Source organism: Bartonella sp. CL435QHHD (assembly GCF_042195095.1).
Taxonomy (GTDB): Bacteria; Pseudomonadota; Alphaproteobacteria; order Rhizobiales; family Rhizobiaceae; genus Bartonella.
Genome location: NZ_JBHINS010000083.1, coordinates 110,674 through 130,940 on the forward strand (window position 1 = coordinate 110,674; position 20,267 = coordinate 130,940).

16 protein-coding genes are annotated in these 20,267 nt (G+C 38.6%); 9 read left to right on the top strand and 7 right to left on the bottom strand.

Going from position 1 to position 20,267, the window contains the following annotated elements:
- The first annotated feature begins 58 nt into the window (after nt 1–58).
- On the top strand, nt 59–991 hold the full coding sequence (locus ACFILH_RS08655) for a ribose-phosphate pyrophosphokinase (protein WP_273791232.1): 933 nt from the start codon (nt 59–61) through the stop codon (nt 989–991).
- Here ACFILH_RS08655 and ACFILH_RS08660 read toward each other — a convergent pair.
- Nucleotides 988–2,487, bottom strand: coding sequence for an ATP-binding protein (locus ACFILH_RS08660; protein ID WP_273791233.1), 1,500 nt, complete (start codon nt 2,485–2,487; stop codon nt 988–990). The two genes, ACFILH_RS08655 and ACFILH_RS08660, sit on opposite strands and share 4 nt — an antisense overlap.
- A gap of 292 nt (nt 2,488–2,779) precedes the next feature.
- Here ACFILH_RS08660 and ACFILH_RS08665 point away from each other — a divergent pair, with 292 nt between their 5' ends.
- Together ACFILH_RS08665 and pth are read left to right on the top strand one after the other, a co-directional pair.
- Nucleotides 2,780–3,409 carry a 50S ribosomal protein L25/general stress protein Ctc gene (locus tag ACFILH_RS08665; RefSeq protein WP_273791234.1) on the top strand — a complete coding sequence of 210 codons (630 nt, stop codon included), beginning with the start codon at nt 2,780–2,782 and terminating at the stop codon, nt 3,407–3,409.
- A 76-nt stretch (nt 3,410–3,485) separates the two neighbouring features.
- Complete coding sequence (gene pth / locus ACFILH_RS08670; protein WP_375630837.1) at nt 3,486–4,112, top strand: aminoacyl-tRNA hydrolase; 627 nt, start codon at nt 3,486–3,488, stop codon at nt 4,110–4,112.
- Nucleotides 4,113–4,302: 190 nt separating this feature from the next.
- Here pth and ACFILH_RS08675 read toward each other — a convergent pair whose 3' ends face one another.
- On the bottom strand, nt 4,303–5,046 hold the full coding sequence (locus ACFILH_RS08675) for a L,D-transpeptidase (RefSeq protein WP_375663210.1): 744 nt from the start codon (nt 5,044–5,046) through the stop codon (nt 4,303–4,305).
- A 266-nt stretch (nt 5,047–5,312) separates the two neighbouring features.
- Here ACFILH_RS08675 and ychF point away from each other — a divergent pair, with 266 nt between their 5' ends.
- Nucleotides 5,313–6,416 carry a redox-regulated ATPase YchF gene (gene ychF, locus ACFILH_RS08680; protein WP_375630839.1) on the top strand — a complete coding sequence of 368 codons (1,104 nt, stop codon included), beginning with the start codon at nt 5,313–5,315 and terminating at the stop codon, nt 6,414–6,416.
- Nucleotides 6,417–6,575: 159 nt separating this feature from the next.
- On the opposite strand, the gene ACFILH_RS08685 is transcribed toward ychF, so the two are convergent.
- The 4 genes from ACFILH_RS08685 to petA form a co-directional block, all read right to left on the bottom strand.
- Nucleotides 6,576–7,016, bottom strand: a complete 441-nt coding sequence (locus ACFILH_RS08685) for a PRC-barrel domain-containing protein (protein WP_273791238.1) — start codon at nt 7,014–7,016, stop codon at nt 6,576–6,578.
- Between the two features lie 110 nt (nt 7,017–7,126).
- On the bottom strand, nt 7,127–8,023 hold the full coding sequence (locus ACFILH_RS08690) for a cytochrome c1 (protein WP_375667658.1): 897 nt from the start codon (nt 8,021–8,023) through the stop codon (nt 7,127–7,129).
- Nucleotides 8,017–9,270, bottom strand: a complete 1,254-nt coding sequence (locus ACFILH_RS08695; protein ID WP_375643123.1) for a cytochrome bc complex cytochrome b subunit — start codon at nt 9,268–9,270, stop codon at nt 8,017–8,019. Before ACFILH_RS08695 ends, ACFILH_RS08690 begins: the two co-directional genes overlap by 7 nt.
- Before the next feature lie 4 nt (nt 9,271–9,274).
- Nucleotides 9,275–9,823, bottom strand: coding sequence for a ubiquinol-cytochrome c reductase iron-sulfur subunit (gene petA, locus ACFILH_RS08700; RefSeq protein ID WP_375622263.1), 549 nt, complete (start codon nt 9,821–9,823; stop codon nt 9,275–9,277).
- A gap of 724 nt (nt 9,824–10,547) precedes the next feature.
- Here petA and ACFILH_RS08705 point away from each other — a divergent pair.
- A complete protein-coding gene (locus ACFILH_RS08705) occupies nt 10,548–11,024 on the top strand; it encodes a tRNA (cytidine(34)-2'-O)-methyltransferase (protein WP_273791242.1) in 477 nt (158 codons plus the stop codon).
- Between the two features lie 616 nt (nt 11,025–11,640).
- On the opposite strand, the gene ACFILH_RS08710 is transcribed toward ACFILH_RS08705, so the two are convergent.
- Nucleotides 11,641–12,894, bottom strand: a complete 1,254-nt coding sequence (locus tag ACFILH_RS08710) for a CCA tRNA nucleotidyltransferase (protein ID WP_375667660.1) — start codon at nt 12,892–12,894, stop codon at nt 11,641–11,643.
- 248 nt (nt 12,895–13,142) lie between these two features.
- On the opposite strand from ACFILH_RS08710, the gene ACFILH_RS08715 reads away from it, so the two are divergent.
- From ACFILH_RS08715 to ACFILH_RS08730, 4 genes are read left to right on the top strand one after another with little or no spacing between them, the layout of a single operon-like run.
- On the top strand, nt 13,143–14,174 hold the full coding sequence (locus tag ACFILH_RS08715; RefSeq protein WP_375664717.1) for an AAA family ATPase: 1,032 nt from the start codon (nt 13,143–13,145) through the stop codon (nt 14,172–14,174).
- Nucleotides 14,175–15,086 (top strand): DUF58 domain-containing protein, encoded by a 912-nt coding sequence (locus ACFILH_RS08720; protein WP_375657744.1) that lies wholly within the window; start codon nt 14,175–14,177, stop codon nt 15,084–15,086.
- Complete coding sequence (locus tag ACFILH_RS08725; RefSeq protein ID WP_375666866.1) at nt 15,083–17,881, top strand: DUF4159 domain-containing protein; 2,799 nt, start codon at nt 15,083–15,085, stop codon at nt 17,879–17,881. Before ACFILH_RS08720 ends, ACFILH_RS08725 begins: the two co-directional genes overlap by 4 nt.
- Nucleotides 17,878–19,974: a glutamine amidotransferase gene (locus ACFILH_RS08730; protein WP_375667661.1), complete on the top strand. Its 2,097-nt coding sequence runs from the start codon at nt 17,878–17,880 to the stop codon at nt 19,972–19,974. The genes ACFILH_RS08725 and ACFILH_RS08730 overlap by 4 nt, the downstream gene beginning before the upstream one ends.
- Nucleotides 19,975–20,267 lie beyond the last annotated feature (293 nt).

Below are 20,267 nucleotides of genomic sequence, written 5' to 3' on the forward strand. Positions count from 1 at the left end.
ATAAAAAGAAATTAAAAACCGTGTCGCATTCTCACCATGATGATTCAGAGGTTCTACTATGAAACTTTTCTGCGGAAATTCTAATCCACGCCTAGCTGAAGATGTTGCAAATTATTTGAACATCCCCTTAGGCAAAGCAACTGTAAAGCGCTTTGCTGATCAAGAAATTTTCGTAGAACTGCATGAAAATGTACGTGGCCAAGATGTTTTTGTTTTGCAATCTACATCCTATCCCGCAAATGATCATTTGATGGAATTACTCATCATGATTGATGCCCTTCGTCGTTCTTCTGCACGTCGTATTACAGCTGTTATCCCCTATTTTGGCTATGCCCGCCAAGATAGAAAACCAGGACCACGGACTCCTATTTCTGCAAAACTTGTTGCCAACCTAATTACGGAAGCAGGGGCCCATCGTGTTTTAACATTGGACCTTCATGCAGGACAAATTCAAGGTTTTTTTGATATCCCTACAGATAATCTCTATGCTGTTCCTGTCATTTCTCGCGATGTCAAAGTGCATTATTCTCTTGAAAATGTTATCGTTGTTTCACCTGATGTGGGTGGTGTGGTTCGCGCGCGCGCGCTCGCCAAGCGCTTGAACAGTTTGCTCGCTATTGTGGATAAACGTCGCGAAAGCCCCGGTGAATCAGAAGTTATGAATATCATTGGAGATGTATCGGGAAAAGATTGCCTTTTGCTTGATGATATTGTTGATTCAGGTGGAACTTTATGCAATGCAGCAAGTGCTCTGCTTAAACATGGTGCCAATAGTGTCACGGCTTATATCACGCACGGTGTTCTTTCTGGTAATGCAATCGAACGAATTGCCAATTCAGAGATGAAAGAATTGGTTATTACAGATTCAATTATGCCAACACAAGCTATTGAGAAAACCCATAATATTCGTGTTTTGCCCATTGCCGACCTTATTGGAGAAGCAATAGCAAGGACAGCAGCAGAACAATCGGTTTCCAGCTTATTTGGTTAAAGTGGTTCCTTGGGGTCTCCCGGTGCTGTTTCAACACCAAGATCAGGAAATGCAACAATACGTTGACCACTAAAATGCGTATGAATAACAATAAGTCCACGCTCTTCAAAGTAGGTTAAAAGTCGGCGTGCACGGCTTAAAGAATGAGTTCCATAAAGACGTGCTAAAAATGCATCAGATGGACATGGCTTTCCCCCTAATGCGGCCTGTGCCACATTCAAGAAGACTCCTTGAACATCTTCTTCCAAACTTTCTGATATCTGCAAAATATGTTTCCAATGTTCACTGACAGCCGTTTGTTCATCAACAAAAGCCTGAGCAATAGCCAATTTACGCCGAAATTGTGAAAGATTAAAAGGAACCTTTGACATACCATGGATACGGCAACGAACTGAAAAATCTTGATAAAGCACCGCTGTTGAACGATAAAAAGCCTCAGAATCCTCAAGAATTTCCCGAATAATATGTTCTGCTTGGCCGTCACGCTCAACATCAGAAAGTTCAGGAAATAAACTCAGGTTTTCTTCCAACAGCTCTTGTTTTTTATGCACTACCTCCTCTAACATCTCGTGCATTGATTTTTCCCTCATCGGCTCTCGTGTTTGTTTAAATGGCGTTAAAATTTCCTCTGGTGAAGCAGTAAAAACGAGCTCTTGCACATCATCCCGCTCTGTTGGAAGTGGCATTAATTTAGGACTAGAAGAGCGTGCCAAAGTTTCAACAGAACCGATAATGATTGGTAAGGGACGTCGTGATAAAGCAGGGCCTAAAGCTATAAAATTTCCCCGTTCAAGATCTCTAAACATTTCCGCTTGGCGACGCTCCATTCCCAAAAGATCAGCAGCGCGCACCATATCAATATCTAAAAAAGTCCGCCCTATTAAAAAGTTTGAAGCTTCAGCAGCAACATTTTTGGCAAGCTTAGCCAAACGTTGTGTCGCAATAACACCAGCAAGACCACGTTTACGTCCTCGACACATAAGATTGGTCATAGCGCTCAAAGAAATTTTACGCGCTTCATCAGAAACTTCTCCTGCTGCAGTTGGAGCAAACAATTGCGCTTCATCGACAACGACAAGCATAGGATACCAATAATCACGTTCCACATCAAAAAGTGCCCCAAGGAATGCCCCTACAGCACGCATCTGTTGTTCAGTATCCAAGCCTTCAAGATTAAATACCACTGAAACTCGATGTTGTCGAATGCGATGGGCAATACGAGTCAACTCTAATTCACTACGTTGAGCCTCTACAATAACATGACCAAATTTATCTGCCAAAGTTACAAAATCGCCTTCTGGATCAATTACACAATGCTGCACCCACTTAGCACTTTGCTCCAAAAGACGGCGTAAAAGATGTGATTTCCCTGAACCGGAATTACCTTGTACAAGAAGACGTGTCGCCAATAATTCTTCTAAGTCAAGAAGTGCTGGCATCGATTTATGCAAAGCACGATTCTCTGACATCTCACCCAAGGCAATCTCAACCTTCATAACATCTCCAGTGTTTGATTTTGAACATATCAGTGCCAGCACATATTGGTTGATTCTCCATCCACACCGCAATTTGTAACATTTCCTCCTTTTTAACGGTAGAAATCATCGATTTTTCCCACAACTCTTGCATCTATGAATAGTTTGAACTATAGAACAAACTTCTGCGTAGACACCCTTGGAGGCAACGTAGAATGGAGTGATCGCTGTTGGTTAGCGCATATCTTCATATCCATGCAAAAACTATTACTGTTTTTGAAGGATCTCCAATCATGTAAAAAGGACTTAAATTATGAGTAAAAGCTACACTCTTAAGGCCGAAAAACGCGAGCGGGTTGGTAAGGGGTCCTCCCGTGAACTTCGCCGCAACGGTCTTATTCCTGCTGTCATTTATGGTGAAAAACAACCACCCTTGGCAATAACAGTTCCCTATAAAGAAATTTTCTACAAAATTCATGCCGGTGGCTTTCGTACCACCATTGCAACGATTATTCTTGACAAGCAAAAAATTATGGTTTTGCCAAAAGATTATCAATTAGATCCCGTGCGTGACTTTCCCCTCCATGTAGACTTTTTACGCATTTCAGCAAAATCCGTTGTAGAAGTGAATATTCCTGTCCACTTCCTCAATGAAGATACGGCACCTGGACTTAAAAAGGGTGGTGTCCTCAATATTGTTCGGCACGAAATTGAATGTACAGCTCCAGCAAGTGCTATTCCTGAAGCTATTGAAATTGATCTCTCCAGCTACTCTATTGGTGATTCTATTCACATTTCAGCAGTGCAACTGCCAAAAGATGTGACTCCCATCATCCAAGATCGAGACTTTACCATTGCAACCATTGCAGCTCCTGCTGGCATGGATGTCAGCGATGAAACTTCTGAACAAGAAAATGATGAAGAAAACACGGAAACTTCATAAAACTCAAAAGGCGGGAATTTTTTCCGCCTTAATTTATGAGACATTACCCTTACTCATACTTTGACTGAAGATACACATGTGGCTTATTGCTGGTCTTGGCAATCCTGGTTTACAATATCAAAATAACCGCCATAATATCGGTTTTATGGCTGTTGATGCCATTTATCAGTCCTTCTCTTTTTCTCCATGGTCAAAGAAGTTTCAAGCAGAAATCTCCAATGGTTTCATAAGTAATGAGAAAATTTTTCTTATAAAACCACAAACTTTCATGAATCTTTCTGGTCAAGCTATTGGCGAAGCTTTGCGATTTTATAAATTAGATTTGAAGAATTTGATCATCATTTATGATGAGTTAGACCTGTCACCGGGAAAAGTTCGTATAAAAATTGGTGGAGGAAATAATGGGCATAATGGCATTAAGTCTATTGATGCCCATTGTGGTACTGACTATTGTCGGATACGCATAGGAATTGGTCATCCTGGAAGCAAAGAACTTGTTCATCAGCATGTTCTGGGAAATTTCACCAAATCTGATCAAGAATGGTTATCCCCTCTCTTAGAGGCAATTGCAAAAAATATTGCTCTCCTTATAAAAGATGAGAAATCCCTCTTTATGAATGAAGTTTCACAAACGATAAAAAACAATCAAAACCATTGGCTTGAGTGTCCCAGTCGCGTGAAGAATATGGATAAGAACTCTTAAAAAAAATCCTCTTATAAACTTTCTCAAAGGAAAAATCTGTTGGCAACGTGAGAAGCTAGAAAATAGAATCAGAATACAAGCTTGTATGCACTTTTGAAAAAGAAAGGCTTATTTTCTCTTTTAAGAAAAAGAGAAGATTGAACAGAAAACCAAAATACTTAAACAGCTCTCTCCAATCTTCTCCCCAAAATTAAAAAAATTCATTTGGCTGAATGGTCGACTGTAGCGGATCATAGCCATTTGATTGTTGACTATAAACTGTAGGAATACTCCTATTGTTTTGCAATACCACAACACGCGAACCAACGGGAACACGATCATAAAGATCGATAATATCTTGATTAAGCAAACGAATGCACCCACTTGAAATAGCACGCCCAATTGACCACGATTCGTGTGAACCATGAATACGGAAAAGTGTATCTTTCCCATTTTTGAACAAATAAAGTGCCCGCGCACCTAATGGATTATCGGGTCCTGGTGGCATTCCTTTCCCAAGATGTCCATAACGTTCTGGTTCTCGAGCCATCATAGCTGCAGTAGGAGCCCAATTTGGCCACCGACGCTTGCGCTGTATAACCCCCTCACCTTCAAATGCTAAACCTTCCTTACCGACCCCAATCCCATAACGCAAAGCTTTTCCATTTTCACCAATAAGGTAAAGAAAACACTCTTGCGTATCTACAACCAATGTTCCAGGTGGATAAGATGTATAATAAATCACTTCTTGTCGCCAATATTTTGGATCAATTGTCGCAAGATCAACAGCAGGTAACGAATAAGTCTCATTCGTTACAGGACCATACAAAGCCTGTATTTCTGGTGGAATGTATCGAACTTGTTGAAAAGAAACCGATGACATATCTGACTGATGTGTAGCACATCCAGCCAAAGCCAAAAGTGCTGCAATTAAAAAGGCACAACGAGATAACACTCTTCTATTTTCTCCGATTAATTATTTATGCAGATTTGCATACCATGAAAAACTTAGCACAATATTAACATTAATTCGAAGTTTTCTTATCCTTGAAACTAAGGAGAGAATTAAGATAAGAAGAACTAAGGTAAAAAAAGCAGATACCTGCTACTTTATACTTTTTTCTCACTTATCGCAAGGCAAGGACTATAACTCTTATGAAAATATGCTATAAAAAAGAAGCTTTATCTTGACTATAAAATCAAACGAAAAGAAAGACTCTCATGGGCTTTAAATGCGGTATTGTCGGATTACCTAATGTTGGGAAATCAACTCTTTTTAATGCATTAACAAAAACAGCCACTGCACAGGCTGCCAATTATCCTTTCTGTACCATTGAACCCAATACCGGTGAAGTTGCTGTTCCAGATTTACGAATGGAAAAAATTGCATCAATCGCTGGTTCAAAAGAAATGATTCCTACACGCATTAACTTCGTCGATATTGCGGGGCTTGTGCGAGGAGCTTCAAAAGGCGAAGGTTTAGGAAACAAATTTTTAGCCAATATTCGCGAAGTCGATGCCATTGTCCACGTTTTACGCTGTTTTCAAAATGAAGATATTACCCATGTAGAGGGACGTATTGATCCTGTTAGTGATGCAACAACGGTTGAAACCGAACTCATGCTTGCGGATCTTGAAAGTCTTGAGAGACGAATCATACAAATTCGTAAACGAGCAACCGGAAAAGACAAAGAAGCTCTCACAATTTTGCCTATTATGGAAAAAGCATTAAACATACTGCAACAGGGAAACCCTGTCCGGTTATTGCTCAAAGATATCTCTTCCGATGAACACCACATTCTTAAAAGCTTGAATCTTTTAACCTCCAAGCCTGTACTTTATGTTTGTAATGTAAGCGAAAATGACGCCGCTCATGGAAATAGCTTTACCCAAACAGTTGAAAAAATGGCAACAGAGCAAAATGCGCAAAGCATTATCATTTCTGCTTCTATCGAAGCGGAAATCACACAACTGAGTGATGCTGAAGCATCAGAATATCTCAATGCTTTAGGACTCTTTGAACCGAGTCTCAATCGCCTCATTCGCGCTGGTTACCATTTACTTGATCTCATTACTTACTTCACCTGTGGGCCTAAGGAAACACGAGCATGGACAATTACGCGTGGTACAAAAGCTCCCCAAGCAGCTGGCGTTATTCACTCAGATTTTGAGCGCGGTTTCATTCGTGCTCAAACCATCAGCTACAATGACTATATTGCTCTGGGTGGAGAAAGCGGTGCAAAAGAAGCAGGAAAAGCCCGCGATGAAGGAAAAGAATACATTGTGCAAGATGGCGATATCATGTTATTTAAACATAATACTTAAATCTTCACTCTGTCTTAATAGTTTATCTTGAAAACTTTGGTAATAGCTCCCTGGAATCTTGTCGCAAAAGCTCTCAAGTGTTTTTAGAACAAAAAGACTGTTGCTAGCATATGATTATGATAGCAACAGTTTTATCCATTAAAGAATGAAAATATAAAATTAGCGTGTCCAACGCCCTTCGTATTTAAATGTTGGAGCGTCCTTTAAAGAATCTTTTGTCGCATTTGTAATGAGTTTCCATTTACCATAATCATTTGTCATCTGGATTGTTTCTGGAGAAACGACCACATAACTCTCGCCTATGCCAAGAAAACCACCAACAGCAATAACAAATCCTGCAATATTATTTTCACGTAAAATAATATCTTTTACTTCACCAATATTTTCATCTTCTATATTATATACATTGGCGCCTATAAGACTGGAAGCTACAAAATCCGTTGCTAAAGGTGTCACATAACGCACAGACTTATCTATCCCCACCTGTACAATACCCGTCGAAGAGATCATTTCAGGTTTTGAAGGCACTTCAAAAGACTGAGCATAAGTACTAGAAACCATCAAAATTGACATAAGAGTAGTACATGCAATTTTTTTCATTTTAACATCTCCATTTTTACTTTGCTTTTACTTTATAAAACCTCAATGCATCATAAAAAGATTTGTTCCTTATGCTCTTTATACTCTATACTCTTTCGAGCCTTGTCGCTTTACCCTTTTCTCTTTATTTCGTCTTTTGTTTCTTTCTCTAACTCTTTTTCTAAACCACACCAAATACGATTTTTTAAAATATAAACAAGCCCTGCAAAAATGATTAAAAATAAAATAACACGAAAACCGGTTTTTTTACGAATTTCCATATGAGGATCAGCAGCCCACATCAAAAAAGCAGAAACATCGCGCGCATAATGTTCAATGATTTCTGGAGTTCCATCTTCATAAGCAACCATACCATCACTCAAAGGAGGAGCCATCGTTAAAGAATTACCGGCAATAAAATAAGGATTATACCAATAACCATTCGCAATTTTTATCTCCTTCGGTGCCTTCTGATATCCTGTTAAAAGAGCTGTAATATAATCTGGACCAGCTGTATCATAATGAGTTAATACATCAGTAATTAAAGCAGGAAACGGCAAAGATACCCCACGTGCACGTGCCATCAATGACAAATCTGGAGGATAAGCACTATTCAAAATAAATCTTTCTTCTTCTTCATGTGAAAAGGGAGAAGGAAAATAATCCGTTGCAACCCCAGCACGTTTAAAAAATTTTCCTTCTCGATTCGGGCCATCGCGCACTTCATATTGCCCCGCCAAAGCTTTAATCTGTTCTTGATCATACCCTAGAGCTTTTAAATTGCGAAAAGCCACATATTTTAGCCCATGGCAGCTGGAACAAACTTGTTTATAAACCTTTAATCCGCGCCTCAATTGCGCCTTATCATAAAGCCCAAATGGACCTGAAAAACTCCATTTTTGTTTTTTAGGAACTTGTAAAGGAAAAGAAATAAATCCCTCTTCCTGATCAGAGTCATCACTCGCTAAACTCTGAGCAGAAAAGCTCATAGCAACAATAAAAATCAGTCCGACAAAAACATTTACCATAGTCTCTTTTTCTGTTTTAAATCTTGCATAATTGAAGAAGGAAGAGAACAATTTTTTTCAAACGCTGGCAAAATCGGCAAAATAACCAAAAAAAATATAAAATAATAAACAGTAGCCAATTGTGTCCATAAAAGAATTTTATCACTTATTTCTCTTGACCCCAACCAACCAAGAAAAACGACATCAATAACCAACGCCCAAAAGAAAATTTTATAAACAGGTCGATATCTTGCTGAACATATTTTAGAACGGTCTAACCATGGCACAAAAATTAAAATGCAAATCGAACTGACGAATAAAACAAAACCAACAAAGTTTGAAGAGAAAATACCAATATCAAAAGTTATAGCACGAAGCATCGCATAAAAAGGCAAAAAATACCATTCTGGAACCACACGAAGAGGTACCTTTAAAGGATCTGCCACACTATAATTTTCAGCCTGCCCCATATAATCGGGCATATAAAACAAAAACCAGGCAAAGAAGATCAGAAAAACAGTAATAGCAAAAATATCTTTGATAAGCGCATAAGGCGAAAATGGAACTGTTTCCTTATCTGATTGTATAGCAAGACCCGTTGGATTACCTTGCCCAACACAATGGATTGCCCAAATATGCAGCCCCACAAAAAGAAGCAAAATAAATGATAAAACATAATGGAAAACATAAAAACGATTCAACGTTGGTTGTCCTACGACATAACCACCCAGAAGTGTCTCATGCAACCATGTCCCCACCAAAGGTATCGTTTTAAAAAGCCCTGCAATCACTGAAGCCGCTGAAATAGACATCATCCCCCAAACAAGCACATAACCAAAAAATGCTATTGCCATCATGATGATATAAATAAAAATACCTGTAACCCATACCATTTCTCGCATGTTTTTATAAGAACCATAATAAAGTCCACGTGCCAAATGGATATAAACAGCAATAAAAAAAAACGAAGAGCCTACACAATGCCATGGACGAAAAAGCCAACCAAACTGCCCTTCACGCCGAAATCGTTCACTGGTTTCAAAAGCCAAATGAATATCCGGAACATAATGCATAGCCAAGACAATACCAGTCAAGAGCTGTGATAAAAGCATAATGGTTAAAATACCGCCAAATGTGTAAAAGTAATTAAGATTACGCGGAACAGGAAAAATCACAAATGCATTATAAAAAAAACGAGGAAGAGGAAAACGCTTATCAAACCAACGGGCAAGAGCATTTTTAGGACAATAAGGAGGAAACCTTATCATGACTTTATCCTATTTTGAGCAAAGTATCAGAAAGAAATTGGTAAGGTGGAATAGTCAAATTATAGTTAGCTGGGCCTGACCGCACTCTTCCAGCGGTATCATAAACAGACCCATGACAGGGACACAACCATCCTCCAAATTTACCCGATTGCCCAAGTGTTACACAGCCTAGATGCGTACAAAGATTAATAACAATCAGCCAATTTTCACGTCCTTTACCTGCTGAACGCGCAAAATCTGTTGCTTCTTTTTCACCTTCAAGATTAGGATTGCGCGCTTGACGATCTTTTAGAAGTCTCAATTCAGTAGCGCGCGCATCAGCAATTTCTTTTGCCGTACGATTTCGAATAACAACAGGCTGTCCTCGCCACTTTACCGTTACCGACATCCCCTCTTCAATACCAGAAAGATCAACCTCAACAGAGGAAGATGCCAAAACAGCTTCATCTGGACGCAACTGACGGATAAAAGGCCACGCAACCGCTCCCATTCCAACTGCTCCTGCAACAGCTGTTACCAAAAACAGAAAATCCCGCCTCGTTTGCTCACCCATGGACTTAACTTAAAGAGACACTTTGCTAAAACATTCTTTTACCATACCCTCTCCCATTGTACAATGCTTGATCATTCAGTTACCTCAACCATGAAAACATCCCCGTAAAAAACTCCTGCCATTTGTATGGTTTATACAAAAACTGTTTTATAATGATAATTCATCGTTTTACAGAGTGAATGAAATCCTGAAACACCGTAAGTTTCTTTCATTTCAAACCTATTCATATTAATCAATCAAAATTACTCCCCCACCCGTGAAAATCAGAGATAGCATGTAAATAAACACTTCTAAAGAAAGAAACATTATCTTGTTATGACCATATCTCAGTAAATAAGTTGAGCTTATCGGTTATTTCTTTAACACATTTACAGCATCTCTCCCTTCCTCAATTCCAACTGGTTGCATGAGTATTTTTTTCGCTTCTGTTTTTGCATAAAAAGCATATTTTGTTGATTTTAATTAAAATGGATGATCTAACCTCATTAAATACCCCACTTTTCAACATAATGAGCCAATCCATTTCATGGATTGCTCAATAAAAGGAAGTCTCTAATAGGGAGCTTCTCTCTTATCCCAAACAGACCTATATACATAACTTTTTCCCTGAAATTTAAAGGGAATAAAAATTAACCGTAAAAACATGTATTTCTCAAAGCATATTTTTCGAATAAATTGTGGTGCTTCTTTACAAAGTCGAAAGAAAAATCATATTACAGAGAACATGACACTTCATATAGCTCTTTTCCAACCTGATATTGCTGGTAATACTGGAACGATTTTACGTCTTAGCGCTTGCTTTGGTTTACATGTGCACATTATTGAACCTGCAGGCTTTAATCTGTCGGATCGTAATCTCAAACGCGCAGGATTGGATTATCTCGAATATGCTTCCTTAGAACGACACATTGATTGGCAACATTTTATAAGCTCCATGAAACACTTAAACCGCCGCCTGTTGCTTTTAAGTACAAAAGCAAAAACATGCTATACGCAGATATGCTATCAAAGAAATGATGTTTTACTTTTTGGTCGTGAAACAGCTGGCGTTCCCGATTATGTTCATGAAGCGGCCGATTACACATTGAAAATTCCCATGCAACCACAGGCACGCTCTCTAAATCTCGCCATGAGCGTAGCCATAACAACAGGAGAAGCATTACGCCAAATTGGTTATCATGAAAGAACCTGTAATCTATAAAAACACAACAATTCCACTAAAATTTTTAATAGAACGATAAAAATACATAAAATATGGTTTTAAATAATTAAAAAATATTTTTTATAGCGTATAATAAGTAATTAAAAGCGCATACGTTTCAATAATACTTTTGGAATAACTTACAGAATTCCTGTAAAAAAACATAAATTATTACGAAAAACAATATACAATATATAAAAAACAGTTAGAGTGTATAATGCCTATCATTTTCCAACAATCAAGTGCTGATAAAATAAACATTTCTTAGTGCCCATCATATCCATTTCATATCACCACCTATAAATGATTAAATACTCCTCCTAGTAAAAATCCATTAGATATCCCCCTCTTCATGCTCATACAAAGTGCAAACCGCTATCACTATTCTCTTTATTCATTCTCATTTTCGAGAATCCTTATCTTTGAGATGGTTCATAAGAGACATTTTTCCTCTCTGTAATCACTTTTCCTCACTTGTGACATCTAAGGCAAATAATTTTGATTGATCTAATATGAACAGGTTTGAAATAACCTTACAATATTTGGAGCTCTTATTTCACATGAATAATGATGCTTATAAATTAATATGTTGACTTAAAAAATATAAACAGAAATGTTATAAATCAATTTTTTCTAATAATACATGACGATCCATTAAAAATCCGCTTTCAACCCATATCATTTCTAACTCTTTAAGCTTTTTTCCTAAAAGTACACCTTTAGCAAAACCTTTCTTTATTAAATCGTTACCATTAATGGGAAAAGTTGGAATCTGCCATTTTTTGGCAAGCTGATGAAGCTTGACATAACCCTCTGCTTTTTGCAAAGCATCACTTTTTTCCAGATGATTAAGATGTGATGCAGCGACAGACAACGATAATTGATCTAAAACTGGCTGTCGTCCATGAAAATAAATCAGTTTTTGCACAAAATGATCAGAACAGTTTTGGTTTATTATTTCTAACTCTGCCCATTCTTTTAATCGCGTTCTTTCTTTATGGGAAAAATGCAAGCGCTGTGCCATTTCATGAAGACGTATGGGGTCAGGAGGAAGAAGGCTTTCTAGCCGTAATAATGGATCAACTTTCCAACCAAGAGTCTGTTCTGTCTTCACCAATGCGTGAATTGCATCAATGCCCCATCGTTCTGTTTCAGGAAAAATGAGTGCCAAAATTCTGCTTTGTCGCATCCATAAAAGAGCACGCGTTGGATCAAACGCCGCAAGAAGCTTTTTCATTTCTGCCCAAATACGTTCAGAAGAAAGTTTTTTTAAACCGTGTTTTAAATGAACACATGCCTTCAATCCTTGCACATCAGGTCGCCCTGCTCCATACCACGCAAAAAAGCGAAAAAACCGTAAAATACGCAAATAATCTTCGCAAATACGATCTTCTGCAACCCCAATAAAACGAACTGTTCGGCTAGCAATATCACTCAAACCTCCCACATCATCATAAAGGTTTCCAGCAGCATCACAATAAAGTGCATTTATCGTAAAATCCCGCCGTTCAGCATCTTTTTTCCAATCACGACCAAATGCCACTTTTGCATGACGACCATCTGTTTCAATATCGCAGCGAAGCGTTGTAACCTCATAAGAACATGAATGAGCAATTACTGTTATTGTACCAAAAGCAATCCCTGTAGGAATAGCTTTAAATCCTGCTTCTTCTACACGTGCAATAACCTGTTGCGGCAAACAGGTTGTTGCAATATCAATATCACTAATAGGCTGCCCTAGCAGTTGATTGCGCACTGCTCCCCCTACAATACGCGCCTCTTCCCCCTCCTCAGACAAAACACGAAGAAGTGTTTGAATATCACTTTGTTGTAACCACGCAACCTGTTTGAAGTTCTGTCTTATATTCACCCTTTAACCTTTCAAAAAAGTTGTCTTCATTGCTTTAAAGCACCCTCTTCATAAAACAAAATTTTTAAGACATCCCTTATAAAGCACGTCTATTCCGTCCAAAGAAACTTTTCTCTTCTTATATACGAATATGAAAAAAATGGCATATGATACTTCATTTCTTCTCATTTTCTGTTACAAACAATAAGATATTCATTATCATGCAGAGAAAATTACCATTTTTGCGACAAACGCCTTAAGGAAGAAATATGAGTCAACATGATCCATCATCCAATTTTATAAAAAAGGTCAATATCAATCATGAGGCTCAAGTCATTATTGATGATATTGATACGGCACACAAAGAATTGGATATTTTACAACAAGAAATTGACAAAGTTATTTTTGGGCAAAATCAGGTAATCGAATATGCTTTAATCGCTATTTTTGCTGGTGGTCACGCCCTTCTTGTCGGTGCTCCAGGACTTGCAAAAACACGTCTTGTTGAAACATTGGGAACAGTCTTAGGGCTTGATGAAAAACGCATCCAATTCACTCCTGACTTAATGCCATCGGATATTATTGGTTCTGAAATTATGGATTCCGATAAAGACGGTAAACGTTCTTTTCGATACATTCAAGGTCCTATTTTTACGCAACTTCTCATGGCCGATGAAATCAATCGTGCTTCCCCACGGACACAGTCAGCCCTTTTACAAGCTATGCAAGAATATCATGTTACTGTTGCAGGTACCCGTTATGATTTGCCACAACCTTTTCATGTTCTTGCAACGCAAAATCCTCTCGAACAAGAAGGGACATATCCACTTCCTGAAGCACAACTGGATCGCTTTTTGATGCAAATCGATATTGACTATCCTGACCTCACAACAGAGCGACGGATTATTTTAGAAACAACAAAAGAAAAAAAAACAAATGCAAAACCAATTTTATCCGGCAAAAAATTGCAAAAAATTCAAAATATCGTTCGCAAAATGCCTCTTTCAGAAAATGTGATTGAAGCTATTTTAAAAATTGTCCGCTCATCTCGCCCTCATAAAGACAATAGCCTTGCTAATACTTATGTTTCTTGGGGACCTGGTCCACGGGCATCACAAGCCCTTTCACTTTGTGTTCGCGCCCGTGCTCTTTATTATGGACGCTTAGCCCCTTCACTTGATGATGTTGAAGCATTAGCCTATCCCGTATTACAACACCGCATGGCTCTTAATTTTTCTGCCCGTGCTGAAGATATAACCGTAAAAGATATTATCAATAACCTTGTGAAAGATGCTCTTTGAATGGCACTTGGCAAAAAAGTTTTACAAAAACCTCCATTGTCTCTGGCAAATGAACTGCATAAGGATACTGGCAAAATGCCATATTTCCTTTTGCAAGCGCGTCATATCGCTAATACACTGATAACCGGATGGCACAGACAACGTAAAAGCGGTAATGGGGAAAACTTTTGGCAATTTCGTCCCTATATGGAAGGAGAATCCATTACCCGCATTGATTGGCGTCGCTCAGCGCGTGATGAAAATACGTATCTGCGCGAAAACGAATGGCAAATGACACAAACCGTTTGGCTTTGTCCTGATCAGAGCGCATCAATGCATTACTGTTCACGCTTTTCTAAAATCTCTAAAGGTAATCATGCCATTATTCTTACCCTTACCTTGGCATCCCTTCTTGCACGCAGTGGCGAACATATTGCTATTCCCAACTTAATGTCCCCCACAATGACATCCAATGTCGTAGAACGAATAGCCTTTGCTTTAGAAAATCATTCAGATGAAAATTCATTTCCGGATTTTTCAACGATTACACGCTTTTCACATGTCGTTATAATGAGTGATTTTCTCGACTATCCTGAAAAAATCATCCAACATTTAACCGTTTTAACTACAAAACAGGTGACAGCTCATTTAATTGAAATTTCTGATCCCGCAGAAGAAAACTTTCCCTACACAGGTCACACAGAATTTTTGGATCCTGAAACGAAAGAGAAACATGTTTCCACTAAAGCAGAAGATCTTCGTAAGAGCTATTGTAAACTATATCACGCAAGGCGACAAGAATTGGTAAATTTTTGCGCACGCCAAGGATGGTCTTATCACGTTAGTACAACGGATCAACCTTTAACAGAGACCATTTTTCATCTTGCAAATACAATGAGCGACTCTCCATTGCAAAAAAGGAGGGCACTTTGAGTTTTGCTGCTCCCTTTCTGTTACTAGGGCTTTTGTTCCTACCGGTCATTTGGTGGCTGTTACGGATAACTCCTCCATCTCCGCGCAAAGAGCTTTTTCCCCCTTTTCGCTTCTTACCCAAACCAACTCATCAACAAGAAACAGCAAAACATACACCTTGGTGGTTGCTCTTGTTGCGTTTAACCATAGCGGCACTTGTTATCATAGCTCTAGCACGCCCCACTTGGAATCAAAAACCAATCAGCTTTTCTGGATCTCAACCCCTTGCACTCATTATTGATAATGGTTGGGCTTCTGTAAAAGAATGGAAAAAGCGCATCTCTATCACTGAAATGCTTCTTGCACAGGCAGAAAAACAGCAAAAAAATATTTATCTTGTTGCAACGGCTGAAAATGATATCTCCAATATAGAGCCTCAACCAGCCAAGATTATAAAACAGCATTTAATGCATTTGCAACCGCGTCCTTGGCCTGTCAACCGTGTGCATGCCTTCAAAAAACTCAGCGAAATAACCAAAGGAAAACCTCTTGATATTGCTTATTTAAGTGATGGATTACGAACAAATGAAGATGAGCAAGCTTTTGCTCATCTTGAAGAATTAAAACCTAGAAACTTCTTGTGGTATTTGACTGATATTTCCGATTTAACCGGCATAACATCCATAGAAAATAACAATGGAAACATGGGCGCGCGTATTATCCGCTCAACAACACACAGCAACACTCCCGCTATACTCAGCCTCTACGATTCAAATAATCAACTTCTCGGTCAATTTACGAACAATTTCTCTGAAGGAGAAACAACAGCACTTGTTCCTTTTAATGTACCACTTGAACTACGCAATGATATCGCTTGGATAAAAATAAACAATCAAAACCATGCTGCTGCAACCTTCTTGGTAGACAGCCATAACAGAATAAGCCGTGTTGCTCTTCTCTCACCAGATACCAATGAAATGGCACAGCCTTTACTTGCTCCATTTTATTACATTATCAAAGCCTTACAAGGTCATACACAGCTTATAACAGCCGGTGGAAGAGAACTTTCAACGGATATTGATCATTTGCTTAAACAAAATCCATCTGTTTTGATTATGGGTGACATTGTTAACATACCCCCAAAAGCAGAAAAAAAACTTTCTGATTTTGTGAATAAAGGGGGAACACTCATCCGCTTTGCAGGAGAAAAACTCAGTAGTGCAGAACATTACGATAACCTTCTTCCGATACCACTACGCCCAGGTCAACGTTCCCTTGGAAGTATTATGTCTTGGACAAAACCACAAAAGCTTGCCCCTTTTGCAAAAAATAGCTTTTTCTTTGATCTTCCTTTTCCAAAAGATGTCACTGTCTCGCGCCAAATCCTCGCAGAACCAACCCCAGATCTTTTTGAAAAAACGTGGCTTAGCCTTTCGGATGGAACTCCTCTTATTACCGCAGCAAAACGTGGTAAAGGAACCCTCATTCTTATTCATGTTGCTCCTGACCCAACATGGTCTAATCTTCCTCTTTCTGGCTTTTTTGCACAAATGCTGCAAAAATTAATCACATTAGGTTCTAACGAAAACACAAACCTAACACACAGAGAAAAAAGAACCGTGGTACAAAGCCCTTGGCGAACTATAGCCGTTGACGGACAATTACAAGTACCACCCTCTGATGTTGTTCCTTTGATCTTTGACTCTCAAAATCCACCCCATCCTTCCTACCATACTCCCCCAGGACTTTATGGTGTCAAAAACAATTTTTATGCACTCAATCTCTTAACTCATTCGTCGCACTTGATGAAACAATCATCATTGCCAACTTCTCTTAATAAAAGCCCTTTATCTTACGATACAAAAGAAAAAAATCTTATTGGTCCACTTTTAGGATTAGCCATCTTATTATTCGCCTTTGACAATTTTCTCATTTTATGGATGGGAGATATTTTTTCTTTCATGAAACGGCGTAATATGTTTCTCCTCCCCTTTATAAGTCTTATTGCCTTGTTTTCATATGATCCAACTCTTCATGCACAAACGAAAGAAAACCATCATGATAGTGTACAAGCTGCCGGCGCAACACATCTTGCCTATGTTATAACCAATAATCATGAAATTGATACAACGAGTAAAAGTGGTCTAGAAGCGTTAAGTCAATTTATCGCAGAGCGCACAATGCTTACCCTCGGCTCTGTTACAGCACTTGATCTCGATAAAGATGAACTCTCTTTTTATCCTCTTATTTACTGGCCAATTGATGTTAAAAGTCCTATACCAACCCCCAAAAGCCTTGAAAAAATAAATAACTTTATGAAACATGGGGGAACAATTTTATTTGACACGCGCGATCAGATAAAGAGCAATCTTAATCTTGAAGGAGATGCCACTCCAGAAACGCAAAGATTACGAGATATCTTAAAAGAGTTAAATATTCCATCCATTGAGCCAGCATCAACAGATCATGTTGTTGCACGTTCTTTTTATATTATGCCAGATTTTCCTGGTCTCTACCGTGGTTCACCTTTATGGATTGAATCCTCCTCAACAAACAAAAAAAATAAAAATTCTCTTGCCAGCGGCGATAATGTAAGTTCTCTTCTCATTACTGCCAATAACTTTGCCGGTGCTTGGGCACTCGATGAAAAAGGGACATGGAAATATCCCCTTGTTCCCAATGATCCAATGCAACGTCTATGGGCATTTCGTGCAGGTTTAAATATTGTCCTTTATGTTCTTACAGGAAACTATAAAGCGGATCAAGTTCATGTTCCAGCACTCTTGGAACGCTTTAAAAGAGAAAGAAGGCAATGATATCATTTTTCACTTTTCAGCCTTTTTTACCACTCATTTGGATTCTGTTCTTAAGTGGAATATCGATTCTTTTTGTCGTTGTTGGTCTTGTTACGCAACGGCAAGGTTCTTTATTTCGTCTGATGGCATTAAGCGCCCTCATCCTTGCTTTGCTCAATCCAATGATCATAAAAGAACAGCGCGAACCACTGAAAAGCACAGTGGGAATTGTTATTGACCGCAGCAAAAGCCAAACATTTGGAACACGTACAAACGACAGTGATGAAGCGCGCGCGCAATTAACTCAAGCATTGGCGCATTATCCACAATTTGAACCACGCTTTATTGAAGCTGGAAAACTTGCTGATAATCAGTATGCGCCCTCAACGAATTTGTTTGAGGCTTTAACACAAGCAGTATCTGATGTACCGCTCTCTCGTTATGCAGGAACCATTTTTATCACCGATGGACAAGTGCATGACATTCCTGACCTATCAGACCTTCATCATGAAGCACCTCTCAATGCTCTGATTACAGGGCACTCAGATGAATTTGATCGCCAAATTAAGTTTATCTCTCCTCCACGATTTGCCCTTGTCAACAAACCACAAACGCTCTCCATTTTGGTAGAAGATAAAGGCCCCACCAAAAAAACAATACCACAGAAAGCAAATATTACACTAAGCATCAATGGACAAGACATTGGCCATTATTCTGTGACTCCTGGCGTGATTTTTCAAACTGAAATTACCCTTCCTCATGCTGAAAAAAATATTATCCAAGTTATAACCGATCCACACAAAGGTGAACTAAGCTTTGAAAACAACCGCGCCATAACAATTATTGAAGGAATCAGAGAAAATTTACGCGTTCTTCTTATTTCAGGTGCTCCTTATAATGGAGAACGGACATGGCGAGACCTTTTGAAAGGTGACTCCAATATTGATCTTGTTCACTTTACTATTTTGCGTCCTCCCACCAAAGCAGATAATACGCCCTCAAGCCAATTATCCTTAGTGGTCTTTCCCACAAGAAAACTCTTTGTTGAAGAAATTAATAACTTTGATCTCATCATCCTTGATGGCTACCAGCACTCTACTGTTCTCCCCTTAATCTATTATGATTATATCGCCCAATATGTACAAAAGGGGGGGGCATTGTTGATGGTAACAGGACCTGAATTTGCCCAAAAAAACTCACTTGCGAAAACACCTTTAATAAGCATTTTACCGGCATTACCTAATGGAACTATTATTGAAAAACCTTTTCGCCCCACATTAACCAAAGAAGGTGAGCGCCATCCTGTCACAAGAGGTCTTGCAACACTTAACCTTCCAGCTTCTCAATGGGGGCAATGGTTGAGACAAATTGCTATTCAAAACATAAATAACGGAATCGCCCTCATGAAAGGAGCCGATGAGCAACCACTTTTACTTCTCTCGCATGTTGATAAAGGACGTGTAGGCATGTTGCTTTCTGATGAAAGTTGGCTTTGGGCTCGAGGTTTCGAAGGCGGCGGTCCTTATGCTGCTCTTTATCGACGAATTGCTCATTGGCTCATGAAAGAACCAGAACTTGAAGAAGAAAAATTAAGTGCGACCAGCAGCCATCATCATTTAACAATTCGCCGCCAAACTCTAAAAGACCATCCAGAACCCGCTGAAATAATCTTTCCCTCTGGAAAAAAAGAAAATATTACTCTGACCAAAGATCAAGAAGGCCTTTTTACTGCAACTGTGACCACTGATGAGACAGGAATTTTTACCATTAAAAATGGCGATTTAACAATACTTTCTTCTGTAGGGATGCTCGATAATCTTGAGTTGTTTGACTTGACTTCAACACAAGAAAAACTAGCCCCCATTATTAAGCACACAGGCGGCTACATCGGACGTTTACACCCTGAGGGAAAAGAAAACATTCATCTTCCTCCATTCAAGCTGATTCAATCAAAAACAAGTCCGTCCTCTTCCCCAGAACATTCAATTGTTCTGAAAGAAGCAACAGAAACCCGTTTAATCAATACCTTTTATTTTTCGATATTTTCTGGTTTTTTTGCATTGCTTGCTTGCCTTTTACTGTTGAGCAGCATGTGGTATTATGAAGGACGTTAAAAGGTTTGAGATTTCGTATAATAGTTTTAAAATTCAGCTTATCTTTTTACGTATTTACTTGTCTTTTATAATTAGATAACGTATTGATTTATAACTAAAAATACAGTATAATTCTCCTTATTTCAAATATCCTCATATTAAAAAAATAAAAAACATTCTCTTGCGTATTATTAGAAGAGATGCAGTATGGATAGAAACCATCGAAGAAAAGAATGAAATACCTCTTATGAATCCTCTTAAAGCAAGGATTTTCATAAAATTGGGGGAAAATAGTATGATGGTTTTTATTTGCA

What these genes read in the sequence shown, in the direction of transcription:
- ACFILH_RS08655 (WP_273791232.1), top strand. Translation starts at nt 59, where the DNA reads ATGAAACTTTTCTGCGGAAATTCTAATCCACGCCTAGCTGAAGATGTT.
- ACFILH_RS08660 (WP_273791233.1), bottom strand. Translation starts at nt 2,487, where the DNA reads ATGAAGGTTGAGATTGCCTTGGGTGAGATGTCAGAGAATCGTGCTTTG.
- ACFILH_RS08665 (WP_273791234.1), top strand. Translation starts at nt 2,780, where the DNA reads ATGAGTAAAAGCTACACTCTTAAGGCCGAAAAACGCGAGCGGGTTGGT.
- pth (WP_375630837.1), top strand. Translation starts at nt 3,486, where the DNA reads ATGTGGCTTATTGCTGGTCTTGGCAATCCTGGTTTACAATATCAAAAT.
- ychF (WP_375630839.1), top strand. Translation starts at nt 5,313, where the DNA reads ATGGGCTTTAAATGCGGTATTGTCGGATTACCTAATGTTGGGAAATCA.
- ACFILH_RS08685 (WP_273791238.1), bottom strand. Translation starts at nt 7,016, where the DNA reads ATGAAAAAAATTGCATGTACTACTCTTATGTCAATTTTGATGGTTTCT.
- ACFILH_RS08690 (WP_375667658.1), bottom strand. Translation starts at nt 8,023, where the DNA reads ATGGTAAATGTTTTTGTCGGACTGATTTTTATTGTTGCTATGAGCTTT.
- ACFILH_RS08695 (WP_375643123.1), bottom strand. Translation starts at nt 9,270, where the DNA reads ATGATAAGGTTTCCTCCTTATTGTCCTAAAAATGCTCTTGCCCGTTGG.
- petA (WP_375622263.1), bottom strand. Translation starts at nt 9,823, where the DNA reads ATGGGTGAGCAAACGAGGCGGGATTTTCTGTTTTTGGTAACAGCTGTT.
- ACFILH_RS08705 (WP_273791242.1), top strand. Translation starts at nt 10,548, where the DNA reads ATGACACTTCATATAGCTCTTTTCCAACCTGATATTGCTGGTAATACT.
- ACFILH_RS08715 (WP_375664717.1), top strand. Translation starts at nt 13,143, where the DNA reads ATGAGTCAACATGATCCATCATCCAATTTTATAAAAAAGGTCAATATC.
- ACFILH_RS08720 (WP_375657744.1), top strand. Translation starts at nt 14,175, where the DNA reads ATGGCACTTGGCAAAAAAGTTTTACAAAAACCTCCATTGTCTCTGGCA.
- ACFILH_RS08730 (WP_375667661.1), top strand. Translation starts at nt 17,878, where the DNA reads ATGATATCATTTTTCACTTTTCAGCCTTTTTTACCACTCATTTGGATT.